Raw genomic sequence first — 12,768 nt, forward strand, 5'->3', positions numbered from 1 at the left:
ACGCATGCTTCATCGTGTGGGGGCGGGGCTGCGGGGCGCGCGTGCGGCTTGCGCGTTACGCGCGGGGCTCGTGGCTTGCGACCGGCCCGGCGATGGATGCGTTACTGGATGCGAGTTCGGCAGTAGGGGCAGACCTTCCAGTGCGCGTCGAGCGGGCGATGGCAGCTGGGGCACACGTTGCGAACCTGGGTGTCGCACACCGGACAGACCACAAAGTCCTTCTCGATGGGGGCGCCGCACTGCGGGCAAGTACCGTACTGGGCAAGCTGGCGCTCGCGCAGGGCCATATCCAGCTCCTGTTCCTCGCGGTCGGCCGCGTAGGAATGCGGGCGCAGGACCAGGTAGGCGATGAGGCCCACAAACGGGATGAGGGCGATGATGCCCCATGCCACGTAGGCGCTGGCACCGCGGCGGCGAGCGTCGATGAACACATAGACGACCGATAGCACGTACAGGGCGATGATAAAGCCAACAAAGGCATAGATGACGCCCATAAGCTGCGGCGACATGAGCTCGGAGATGTACTTGGACATTGGGGTGAACCTTTCGGAATATTTACAGTCCGGTCAAGTTTACCACGGGGTTTGTTTATATGGGACTACGGTTGCAGGCGGGGCCGCCGCGGACACAAACATCTCAATCTGTAACAGTTTCTCGGCAAAAACGGGTCTAAGTGTTACAGATCGAGACGAACGGGAGGGCCGCCGAGCAAACGTCTCGATCTGTAACAGCTAGGACCAAATTTCCTATCTTGCTGTTACAGATCGAGACACAGGGCCCCTCCCCGACTTCAATCTCGATCTGTAACATCTTGGGCCCCAAAACCCCTCTTACTGTTACAGATCGAGACATTCAAAATCCGTCGGAAGGTTTGTCTTGATCTGTAACATCTAGAACCCAAATCATCAGCTAACTGTTACAGATTGAGACAAAGGAAAACCTCCAGGCCGAATGTCTCAATCTGTAACAGTTACTCGGCAAAAACAGTCCCAGATGTTACAGATTCAGACAAACTATTCTTTCCCCAACTTAAATCTCGATCTGTAACAACAACTCGGCAAAAACAGGTCTAACCGTTACAGATTTAGACATTCGAAACCAACTGATAGGTTCATCTAAATCTGTAACATCTAGACCCCAAAACGGTCCCTAGATGTTACAGATCGAGACAGAAGATCTCTCCCTGACTTTAAATCTCACTCTGTAACACGTAGGCCCGATTTCCCCCTCTTACTGTTACAAATCAAGACAAACGGAGGGGCCGTCTGGCAAACATCTCGATCTGTAACATCTAGAACCCAGTTCTTCTGCTTACTGTTACAGAACGAGACAAACCTCTGACACCAGGGGCGACAGACGATGTCACCGATGGTCCCGTGTCTCCCCTCGCCTGCCGTTGGCGGGTGTTGCGGGGCTGTTCGCCGCATTGCCGCTGCGCTGGGTGCGTGCAGACCGTAGGATAGTCCTATTGACAGCCTGTCAACTTGTCTGGGAGGCACCGTGGCAGAAACGTTTGATATCGCGATTGTGGGCGCGGGCATCACGGGATGCGCCATCGCGCGGCAGCTCGCGCGGTTTGACTTGTCCATTTGCGTGGTCGAGGCGGCCAACGACATCGCGCTGGGCGCGTCGAAGGCCAACGGCGGCCTGGTGCACGCCGGCTACGATCCAGCACCGGGAACCGTAAAGGCGCAGGTCAACGCCCGCGGTTGCGAGCTATATGGCACGTGGGCCCAGGAGCTGGGATTTTTGTTCCGCCGCACCGGGTCGATGGTGCTGGGTTTCAACGACGAAGACCGCGCGCACCTGGAGAAGCTGGGCCAGAATGGCCTGGCCAACGGCGTGCCCGAACTGTCGATTATCGGCCCCGAGCGCATCCACGAACTGGAGCCGCGTGCGAGCGCCAAGGCGACCTGCGCGCTGTGGTGCCCTTCGACCGGTTACGTCGACCCGTTTGAAGTGGCCATCGCCGCGTTGGAGAACGCGGTCTCCAACGGCGTGACGTTTATGCGCTCCGCACCGGTGGAGGCGATTGAGGTTGCCGGCGTCGCTGACGGGGGCGTTGCTACCGACGGCAATGGCCGCGCGCGCTTTACGCTGGTGACGCCCGCCGGCGATGTGCGCTGCCGTTACCTGATCAATGCCGCAGGCAACGGAGCCGCGGACATCTCGCACATGGCCGGCGCCGAGGAGTTTCAGATGGTCTGGCGCCAGGGAAACATCGTGGTGTTGGACAAGGAGCCGCGTGCGCTCATGCCGCTCTACCCCGTGCCCACGCCGGTGTCCAAGGGCGTTATCGTCACGGGCACGGTCCACGGCAACACCGTGATCACCGCGACCGCAGCCGTGCGCGAGCCGGGCGACACGCAAACCTATGCAAGCGATGTCGACGCGCTGCTGGACGGCGCGCGCAAGCTGGTGCCCGATCTGGACACGCGTCGTGTGGTGCGCGCGTTTGCCGGCGGTCGTCCGGTCATTCAGGGAACGAACGACTTCTTTATTGGGCAGTCTGCCATGGTGCCGGGGCTGTTCCAGGCGGCAGGTATTCAGTCGCCGGGCGTGGCAAGCGCGCCGGCCATTGCCGAGCGCATGGAGCAGGCGCTGCGCGATGCCGGCGTGGCCCTGCGCGAACGGGACGATTGGGACTCGATACGCCACGCGCCGGACGACTTTGACCGTGCACCGCTTGCGCGCAAGGAAGAGCTCATTGAGTCCGACCCAGCATGGGGGCAGATCGTCTGCCGCTGCGAGACGGTGCCCGAGGCCGAGATCGTGGCCGCGATCCGACGCCGCCCGGGCGCGGTTTCGGTCGAGGGCGTCAAGCGCCGCTGCCGTGCCGGCATGGGTCGGTGCCAGAGCGGCTTTTGCCAGAGCCGCGTGGTAGCGATCCTGGCGCGCGAGCTGAGCTGCGACCCCAGTGAGGTGCTGTTGGAAGATGCCGGTTCTTGGCTGGTAGAGGGACCGCTGAAGGGAGTGCGCTAGGATGGCGACGCTTGATATGCGCGACGGACGCGCGGATGCCGGAGCTACCGAGGCGGTGCAGACGCAGGCCTTCGACGTGGTTGTTATCGGCGGCGGACCTGCTGGCATGGCGGCTGCGCTCGCCGCGCATAAGGCCGGCGCCCACGTGGCCATCGTGGAGCGCGAGCAGCATCTGGGCGGTATCCTGCGCCAGTGCATCCACCCCGGTTTTGGCCTTTCGCACTTTAAACAGGAGCTCACCGGTCCCGAGTACGCGCAGCGCTTTATCGACCAGGTGTGCTCGACTGATATTGCGCTGTTCCTGGGCAGCATGGTGCTTGGGATTGATTCGGGCGAGGGCGAGGCTGTGGGCACGCTGAATGCGGACAAAACCGCGGGAGCCACCGCAGTCCATACCGTCACGCTCATGAGCCGTACCGGCATGCTTCAGCTCACCGGGCGTGCGGTCGTCCTTGCTATGGGATGCCGCGAGCGCACACGCAGCGAGATCAAGATCCCCGGCAGCCGTCCCGCCGGCGTGTTTACGGCGGGCCTGGCGCAGCGATACATCAATATCGAAAACCTCAAGCCCGGCTCGCGTGCCGTCATTTTGGGCTCGGGTGACATCGGGCTTATCATGGCGCGCCGCTGCACGCTTGAGGGAATATCAGTCGAGGGCGTGTACGAGCTCATGCCGTACGCCAACGGTCTGCGCCGCAACGTCAAGAACTGCCTGGACGACTTTGGCATTCCGTTGCACCTGTCCACCACCGTCACGCGCGTGATCGGACACGATCGCGTGGAGGCCGTAGAGGTGAGTCGGGTCGACGAGAGCCTGGCGCCCATTCCGGGAACCGAGCGCGTTGTTCCGTGCGACACGCTGCTGCTTTCGGTTGGTCTGATTCCCGAGAACGAGCTTTCGGTGGGCGCGGGCGTTGAGCTTGACCCACGCACGCGCGGCGCCGTAGTGGACCAGAGCCTGCAAACGGGCGTGCCGGGCATCTTTGCCTGTGGCAACGTGCTGCACGTGCACGACCTGGCCGACAACGTGACGACCGAGTCCGAGCGTGCCGGCGCGGCTGCGGCGGCATACGCGCTGGGGAGCGGCGCGAATGTCGAGGCCGGAGATGCGGGCGCGAGTTGCCAACTCAAGGTCTCCCCTGCCGGTATCGCGGGCTACGCACTGCCGGGACGCATTACGGCTGTGGCACTCACCAAACTCAACTTCCGCGTGCGCCGACCGGTCGACGCCGCCCGCGTGCGCATTCTGGCAGGCGACGAGGAACTGTTTGCAGGTAAGGTCCGCCCGTTTAAACCGAGCGTCATGGAAAGCTTCCCGCTGCCGGCAAAGGTGATTCAGAGCGCACTCAACCTGGGTGTTAGCGAAATTGTCCTGTCCGTCGATCCCATTGAGGAGGCGTAAGGCCATGAGCACGAATGTGACCGAGACATTGCAGTTCAACTGCACCACCTGCCCATCCGAATGCCTCCTGACCGTGGAGGTGGAGCGCGACGCAGACGGCGCCGTGGTAGAGGTGCGCTCCGTGACCGGCAACAGCTGCCCGCGCGGCGATACGTTCGCGCACCAGGAGCTCACCTGCCCCATGCGTGTGCTCACCACAACCGTGGCCGTATCCGGCGGCGACGAGGCGCTGCTGCCCGTGCGCACGGCCGAAGCCATCCCGCTGGCGCTCCACACCCAGGCGATGGACCTCATCCGCGGTCTGGTCATCGACGCCCCCATCCACATGGGCGACGTCGTGCTAGAGAACCTCCTCAACACCAACATCGACCTCATCGCCAGCATGGACATCGACCCAGCCTAAGCAGCTCATTTGGGACGGGCTCTTTAGCTACCCCCACCATCCACCCCGCCCCTCCTCAATTGCGGTGAAATAGTTCCTGATTTCCGCCAAAGCCCCGGCATCCAGGAACTATTCCACCGCAACTATCCTTGGAATCGGTATTTAGCTTGTGCCTACTTTAGTGCCAATTCAAAACTATGCCGGATTACGGGGCTGATTCGGAGACCCCCATCCATATCGGCAATTTACGATTTTTGATAAGCCGTCTACCTGCGGTTTTAATTTCGCGATTTTTCCCATGGTCAAGTAATACCGGTCCAGCCCCGTAATCCGCCATACTTTTGAAACCAGCCCATTTGGGACGGGCCTCTTTTAGCTACTTTTGCCCGAACGTTCGCTCAAATGATTTTTCTGGGACGGGGATTAAATAATCATTGGGTGCCGAATGATTATTTAATCCCCGTCCCAGAAAAATCATTCCGCATGTTGGACGCAGCTAAAATAGCCCCGTCGCAAATTGACTACCCTGGCATTGGGGATACCATGGTGGCACCCTAACGAAAGGACGATGTATGGCACATGTCGATGACCAGCGCGTGGCGCGCGTGCTCGATGCCCTCGAGGCTCAGCACCCCGGCGCGCAGCTGCTCGTAAACGACCCGTGGTCGATTTATTACCTGACCGGCTTTTATGCCGATATGTTCGAACGTTTTTGCGGCGTGTTGCTCGCACGCAATGCCGAGCCCGTGATCTTGGTCAACGCGCTGCATCAGTTGCCCGAGTACGACAATGCCCGCGTCGCCTATCACACCGATACCGACGTCGTGGCCGACGCCATCGCTCGCGAGGTCGATCCGACCAAACCACTCGGCATCGACACCGTTATGCGCTCCGGCTTTTTGATGCCCCTTATGGATCGTCACGCCGCGAGTGAGTTCTTCCTGGGCGACTTTGCCGTCACCGCCGCACGCGCCCACAAGGATGTCACCGAGCAGGAGCTTATGCGCGCGTCATCGGCCGCTAACGACGCCGTGATGGCCGACGCCATCAAGCTCGTCCACGAGGGCGTGACGGAGCGCGAAATTGCCGACCAGATGCTCGGCCTGTATCGCAAGCACGGCTGCGAGGGCTTTAGTTTTCCGCCCATCGTAAGCTTTGGCGCCAACGCCGGCGACCCGCATCACGAGCCCGATGACACCGTGCTCAAGCGTGGCGACGTGGTACTGTTCGACATTGGCGGACGCCGCTGCAACTACTGCTCGGACATGACGCGCACGTTCTTTTGGGGCGAACCGGACGAGGAAACGGCACGCATCTACGACATCGTGCGCCGCGCCAATGAGGCCGCCAAGGCGCTCATCGCACCGGGCGTGCGCATGTACGACCTGGACCGCGCCGCGCGCGACGTAATTGAGGAGGCAGGCTATGGGCAGTACTTTACACACCGTCTGGGACACTCGATCGGCCTGCAGGACCACGAGCCGGGCGACGTCTCGCTCGTCAACGAGCAAGTCGTAGAGCCTGGCATGACGTTCTCCATCGAGCCGGGTATCTACCTCCCCGGCCGAACCGGCGTCCGCATCGAAGACCTGGCCCTGGTTACCGAGTCCGGCGTCGAGATCCTCAACGCCTACCCCCACGACCCAGTCCGCCTAGACTAGCCCTTACCCAATAGCCCCTCAATAAGTTGCGGTGGAATAGTTCCCAGATTGACCCACAGAGGCATAATCCAGGAACTATTTCACCGCAACTGCCAAGGGGCCAAGTCGACCAATTTGACAGTCTAGAGATGCGCCACGAAAACGGCCTATCTACTACGTTTAACCCGCATGGGTCGACCACACCCGCGTTTTCGCATAACTGGCAAGCCTTCTACCTGCGGTTTTGATTTTGCAATTCTCGGTGTGGTCGGGGGTAACCGGTCAAACGTAGTAGATAGGCCCATTTCGTGGCTAGCAGGCCAACTAGCTGCCCAGCGGAAAGGCTCTAACGCAGCAGCCCCGCTACTTCGCCGGCTAGGGTGATGGTGCCGGCTGCTACGAAGGGCTCGCCCGCGGCATCGAGGGCTGCGAGGGCCTCAGATACGCTGGGGTACACGCCTGCGAGCTTATCGGCGTCCACCAGGGCGGCGAGTTCCTCTGCCGGCAGGGCGCGGTCGGAATCGGTCTGCGTCACGACCACACGGGGGAACGCCGGAACAAGCACGTCGACGATGCCCGCCACGTCCTTGTCAGCCAACGCCGCGCACAGCAGCGTTGGACGATTCTCTACGCACGGATCGATCTCGTCCAGTGCGCTCACAAAGTTCTCGCAGCTCTGGGGATTATGGCAGGCGTCGATCAGCTTGAGCGGATCGGTTCCCAGCACATCAAAGCGACCCGGCGTGGGGCAGCCCATAAGCGAAGCGTCGAGCGCATCGTGGTCGAGCTCGCGGCCCAGATAGCCCTCGCACAGCATAATCGCGCACGCGGCATTCTGCGGCTGATACGCCGGCTTGACCATACTCGACGTATAGATCGCGCGCGGCGTGGTGCAGCTAAACTCCACCGTATCGCCCACGTGTGTCGGAAGTTTGGTCGTCGTATGGCTCACAATGAGCGGCACAACGCCGCACTCACGGCAACGGGCATCCATCACGCATTGAACGCTTGCCTCATGCGTGCCCTCGCCCAAAACAACCAAACGCCCAGGCTTAATAACCGCAGCCTTCTCCCCTGCAATGGCCTCGAGGGTATCGCCAAGGACCTTCGTATGGTCGAGTCCAATGCCCGTAATGGCGACGGCCACGGGATCGGTCGCACTCGTAGCATCCCATCGTCCGCCCATGCCAACCTCAAGCACGGCCACGTCCACACAAGCCTCAGCAAACATAGTCAAACCAGCCACGGACAAAAGATCGAAGGGCGTAATAGATCGGAGCTCCTCGCCCGCCGCCTCACGACGTGCGTTGAGACGACGACCCGCCTCGTACGCCGCAGAGACACCATGGGCAAAGACCTCGTCTGAGACGACCTTTCCGTCAATCTCCATACGCTCGGGATATCGCACCAGATGAGGCGACGTAAAGAGTGCCGTCTTAAGGCCCTCACCACGAAGAATGGCAGCCGAGAATCGCGTCGTCGAGGTCTTTCCATTGGTACCGGCTATCTGGACGCAATCATAAAACTCGTCAGGACGACCAAGCTCATCGAGCATCTCGACGACGGTCTCGAGCAGCGGCGTGGAATAACGCGCAATCTTGCCCGTATCGGCCGCAAGTGCAACAGCCTCATCAATAGAAAGCTCCGGAACCTCAAACGGCACCGAATACAACCCAGAACGCTTTGCCATAGCCAAAGTCCCCTCAACATAAAAAGAGGCCCGTAATAAACAACGAGCCCCTCCCATTCAAAATATCAGCCAAACACCGCTTTGCAGCGAGATCAAGGCCACAACCCAGTGGCCCTAACAGGCAGATGCAAACAACCACGTAAACGCTATGGGAGCGGTTTGGGGCTTTGCTCGATACAAGTTCCGCACGAGCCGAAGGCCACTTAATGTGGCCTTCGTGCGAGCAGGACTGTCCGCAGTAGCGAGCAATGCCCCAAACCGCGTCCCCCCGTACCGCCTACGAGAAGTCAGCAACCTGAGCAGTCAGTGCCGCCAGGATCTCCTTGAGCTCAGCTGCACGGTCCCTCTTCTTCTGGACCACCGCAGGCGCGGCCTTGGCCACAAAGCCCTCGTTGGCGAGCGTCTTCTCGCAGCCGGCGAGCTCCTTCTGGGCCGCGGCGATCTCCTTCTCCAGGCGTGCCTTCTCGGCCGAAAGGTCAACCTTGCCCTCGAGCACCACAAAGACCTCGACGCCGCAGTCGACCACGGCGATGCTCGCGGCCGGCTTCTCAACGTCGGTACCCATGACCAGCGAGGCAGTGTTTGCCAGCGGCTCGATGGTCGAACGCAGGCTCTCGAGCTTCTCGATGTCCTCGGCACCGGCACGCACGACCACGTCGAGCTCGGCCTTGGGGCTCAAGCGATAACGCGAACGGGTGGCGCGGGCGGCGGAAACGACAGCGCGACAAAGCTCAAACGCGCGCTCGGCGTCCTCGTCGACATACTTGGCATAGTCGGCGGGCTCGGGCCACTTGGCGATCATGAGCGCCTCGGCGCGATCCACGTTGCCCTCGGCGTCCAGGTCGAGCACGCTCGCCGGCATGTTGTCCCAGATCTCCTCGGTGACAAACGGCATAAGCGGGTGCATCAGGCGAATGGAGGTGTCGAGCACAAAGATCAGGTTGCGCTGCGCCTGCAGACGGCCCTCGCCCTTCAGGCGGGCCTTGGTGACCTCGACGTACCAGTCGCAGACCTCGTTCCAGAAGAACTGCTGCACACCGCGGGCCATGTCACCAAAGGTGTACTTCTCAATACCCTCGGTGACCATCTTCACGGCCTTGGCCAGGCGGCTGAACATCCAGGCGTCGGCCGGCGTCTCCACGACGGGCTCGCCGGGCGTGTAGCCCTCCATGTTCATAAGCAGGAAGCGGCTGGCGTTCCAGATCTTGGTCACAAACGACTTGGCCTGCTCGGTGCGCGGGCTGTCGATAAGCTTCTTGGTCTTCTTGTCGATGTTCGCGTCGAACTTGACGTCCTGGTTGTTGGTGCACAGCGTGAGCAGGTTGAAGCGCATGGCGTCGGCGCCGTACATGCCAATGAGGTCCATGGGGTCAACACCGTTGCCCTTGGACTTGGACATGCGGCTGCCGTCCTTGGCAAGGATCGTCGGGTAGATGACGACGTCCTTAAACGGCACCTCGTCCAGGAAGTACAGCGAGCTCATGACCATGCGGGCGACCCACAGCGCGATAATGTCGCGCGCGGTAACGAGCGCCGTCGTGGGGTGATGGCCCTCGAGCAGTTCCGGCTTTTGCGGCCAGCCCTGCGTGGCGAAGGTCCACAGCTGCGAGCTGAACCAGGTGTCCAGCACGTTCTCGTCCTGGTGCACGTGATGGCCGCCGCACTTGGGGCACACGTCGGTGTCCTCGGTAAGGGCGTCCTCCCAGCCGCAGTCCTCGCAGTAGAACACGGGGATGCGGTGGCCCCACCACAGCTGGCGGCTGATGCACCAGTCCTTGAGGTTCTCCATCCAGGTGGTGTAGGTCTGCGTCCAGCGCGCGGGATGGAAGGTGACCTTACCGGAGTTAACGGCGTCGAGCGCCGGCCCCTTGAGCTTATCGACGGCCACGAACCACTGCTCGGAAAGCCACGGCTCAAGCGCGGCGTCGCAACGGTAGCAGTGCATGACGGAGTGATCGAGGTCCTCGACGTGATCGAGCAGGTCATGCTCCTCAAACCACTTAATGACGGCCTCGCGGCACTCGTCGCGGTTCATGCCGGTAAACTCGCCGTAGCCCTCAACGACCACCGCGTGCTCATCGAAGATATTGATCTGCGGCAGGTCGTGGGCCTGACCCATAGCGTAATCGTTGGGGTCGTGGGCCGGGGTGACCTTGACAAAACCGGAGCCAAAGTTGGCGTCGACATGCCAATCTTCAAAGATGGGGATCTCGCGATCGACGATGGGGAGCTTGACGGTCTTACCCACAAAGGCAGCCTTCTCGGGGTCTTTCGGGGAGACAGCCACGCCCGTGTCGCCGAGCATGGTCTCGGGGCGCGTGGTGGCGACGACGATGTAGTCCTGGCCGTTGACCGGCTCGGTCAGCGGGTAACGCAGGTGCCACAGGTGGCCCTTCTCGTCCTTGTACTCGGCCTCGTCGTCCGAGATGGCGGTGGTGCAGTTGGGGCACCAGTTGACGATGCGCTTGCCGCGGTAGATCAGGCCGTCGTGGTACCAGTCGCAAAACACCTTGCGCACGGCCTGGGCGTAGTCCTCGTCCATGGTGAAGCGCTCGTTGTCGAAGTCGACGGAGCAGCCCATACGCTTGATTTGCTCGACAATGATGCCGCCGTACTCGTGGGTCCAATCCCAGCAGGCGTCGACAAACTTATCGCGACCGATTTCCAAGCGGCTAATACCCTCGCTCTTGAGCTTCTTGTCGACCTTAGTCTGTGTGGCGATACCGGCGTGATCGGTGCCGAGCACCCAGCGCGTGGACTTGCCGCGCATGCGGGCCATACGGATGATGGCGTCCTGGATGGAGTCGTCGGTGGCGTGACCCATGTGGAGCTTGCCGGTCACGTTGGGAGGCGGAATGGTGACGGTGCAGTCGCCCACGCCCTCACGGCGCTTGTAGTAGCCGCCGTCGAGCCACTTCTGCAGGATCGCCGGCTCGTTGGTCGACGGATCGTAGTTCTTGGGCATCTCTTCCATATATCTCTCCCTTGCCCGTCGGGGAGGAATGTAGGCCCGATTTTCGCTCGGTCAGGTCCTGGGCTCGCTCAAAGACCACATTAAGTGGTCTTCGGCTCGTGCGGAATCTACGAAAAACGGGCCTACATTCCTCCCCTTAGGTATCGATTACTTCAGTCTGTAATGACTTTGCTGAGGCTTAAACAAACACACAGAATAACACAGGTAGTTGGGGTTATTGCGCATATATAAAATAGCCTCCGACCGCAGGTGGTCAGAGGCTATTTGCAAACACGTTTTAGGCTGGTTTACCCGTAGATGCGCTGGGGTTGTTCTTCGCCCTTTACGGAGGCTTCGGTCACGATGACCTTGGAAACACCCTCCTCGCTGGGGAGATCGAACATCGTCTGCTGCAGCACGTCCTCGCAGATGGAGCGCAGGCCGCGGGCGCCGGTCTTGCGGGCAAGCGCCATGCGGGCGATCTCATGCAGGGCGGCGTCCTCAAACTCAAGCTCAACGTCCTCGAGCTGGAACATCTTACGGTACTGACGCACCACGGCGTTCTTGGGCTCGGTCAGGATCGACACCAGGTCGTCCTCGTCGAGCGCCTGCGTCTGGGTGACGACGGGCGTACGGCCCACGAACTCGGGGATCATGCCAAAGGCGTTAAGGTCCTGCGGGAGCACCTGGCGCAGCAGGTCGTTCTCGTCGACCGAGGTGGGGCCGGCGATCTCGGAGTTAAAGCCCACGCCCTTGTTGCCCACACGGTCGGCAATGATCTTGTCCAGACCCACAAAGGCACCGCCGCAGATGAACAGAATGTTGGTCGTGTCAATCTGCAGCAGCTCCTGCTGGGGATGCTTGCGGCCGCCGGTGGGCGGAACGCTTGCCACCGTGCCCTCAAGAATCTTAAGCAGCGCCTGCTGAACGCCCTCGCCCGAAACGTCGCGAGTAATGGAGAGGTTCTCGGCCTTGCGGGCGATCTTGTCGATCTCGTCCACGTAGATAATGCCGACCTGCGCGCGCTCGATATCGCCATCGGCGGCGTTGATGAGCTTGAGCAGGATGTTCTCCACGTCCTCGCCCACGTAGCCGGCCTCGGTAAGCGCGGTGGCGTCGGCGATGGCAAACGGCACCTCGAGGATGCGCGCGAGCGTCTGGGCGAGCAGGGTCTTACCGGTACCGGTGGGACCGAGCAGCAAAATGTTGGACTTGGCGAGCTCCACCTCGTCCATGTCATCGTCGAGCTGCGAGTCCAAGCCGTCGTCAAAGGCCGAAAGCGCAGCGCCGCCCTCGATCACGCGGCGGTAGTGGTTGTACACGGCAACCGACATGGCACGCTTGGCGTCCTCCTGGCCCATGACATAGGCCGAAAGCTCGTCATAGATCTCGTGCGGCGTCGGCACATGCGTAATGACCTGGCGGGCATCGTCCTCGAGCTCAAAGCCCTCGGCCTCGGGATCCACAGCAGGCTGGGACGAAGCCTGGCCGTGGTCATTGAGGAAACCCGGCAACTTGCCGTTGCGGGCGGCATCCATAAAGTCCGAAGCCAGCGACTCCTCAAGGATCTCGGAGCAGGCGGCAACGCACTCGTCGCAGATAAAGATGTTGGTAGGACCCTTTACAAGGCGACGAACCTGCCCTTGCTCTTTTCCGCAGAAGGAGCAGCGGATGGGGTTACCGTTCTCGTCAAAATTGTCCTGCATGTTACCGGCCATC

Annotated in this window: 8 protein-coding genes; 4 read left to right on the forward strand and 4 right to left on the reverse strand. The window is 61.1% G+C overall.

Annotation, left to right across the window (positions count from 1 at the left end; translation table 11 throughout):
- Positions 1–101 precede the first annotated feature (101 nt).
- Positions 102–533 (reverse strand): zinc ribbon domain-containing protein, encoded by a 432-nt coding sequence (locus AAAX75_RS00115; protein WP_006234085.1) that lies wholly within the window; start codon positions 531–533, stop codon positions 102–104.
- 967 nt (positions 534–1,500) lie between these two features.
- Here AAAX75_RS00115 and AAAX75_RS00120 point away from each other — a divergent pair.
- The 4 genes from AAAX75_RS00120 to AAAX75_RS00135 all read left to right on the forward strand — a co-directional run bounded on the left by AAAX75_RS00120 (position 1,501) and on the right by AAAX75_RS00135 (position 6,427).
- Positions 1,501–2,982, forward strand: coding sequence for an NAD(P)/FAD-dependent oxidoreductase (locus tag AAAX75_RS00120; RefSeq protein WP_349090726.1), 1,482 nt, complete (start codon positions 1,501–1,503; stop codon positions 2,980–2,982).
- Between the two features lie 16 nt (positions 2,983–2,998).
- Complete coding sequence (locus AAAX75_RS00125; protein ID WP_349090850.1) at positions 2,999–4,384, forward strand: FAD-dependent oxidoreductase; 1,386 nt, start codon at positions 2,999–3,001, stop codon at positions 4,382–4,384.
- A gap of 4 nt (positions 4,385–4,388) precedes the next feature.
- On the forward strand, positions 4,389–4,787 hold the full coding sequence (locus tag AAAX75_RS00130; protein ID WP_349090727.1) for a DUF1667 domain-containing protein: 399 nt from the start codon (positions 4,389–4,391) through the stop codon (positions 4,785–4,787).
- 551 nt (positions 4,788–5,338) lie between these two features.
- Complete coding sequence (locus AAAX75_RS00135; protein WP_349090728.1) at positions 5,339–6,427, forward strand: aminopeptidase P family protein; 1,089 nt, start codon at positions 5,339–5,341, stop codon at positions 6,425–6,427.
- 325 nt (positions 6,428–6,752) lie between these two features.
- Here the strand turns inward: AAAX75_RS00135 and AAAX75_RS00140 are convergent, their stop codons facing one another.
- From AAAX75_RS00140 to clpX, 3 genes are all read right to left on the reverse strand, one after another.
- Positions 6,753–8,096, reverse strand: a complete 1,344-nt coding sequence (locus tag AAAX75_RS00140) for a bifunctional folylpolyglutamate synthase/dihydrofolate synthase (RefSeq protein ID WP_349090729.1) — start codon at positions 8,094–8,096, stop codon at positions 6,753–6,755.
- A 277-nt stretch (positions 8,097–8,373) separates the two neighbouring features.
- The gene (locus AAAX75_RS00145; protein WP_349090730.1) at positions 8,374–11,070 is read right to left on the reverse strand and encodes a valine--tRNA ligase; all 2,697 of its coding nucleotides are present in this window, start codon (positions 11,068–11,070) and stop codon (positions 8,374–8,376) included.
- 287 nt (positions 11,071–11,357) lie between these two features.
- Positions 11,358–12,767, reverse strand: coding sequence for an ATP-dependent Clp protease ATP-binding subunit ClpX (gene clpX / locus AAAX75_RS00150; protein ID WP_349090731.1), 1,410 nt, complete (start codon positions 12,765–12,767; stop codon positions 11,358–11,360).
- Position 12,768 lies beyond the last annotated feature (1 nt).

Origin of the sequence: Collinsella sp. CLA-ER-H7 (assembly GCF_040092345.1) — a bacterium.
Taxonomy (GTDB): domain Bacteria; phylum Actinomycetota; class Coriobacteriia; order Coriobacteriales; family Coriobacteriaceae; genus Collinsella.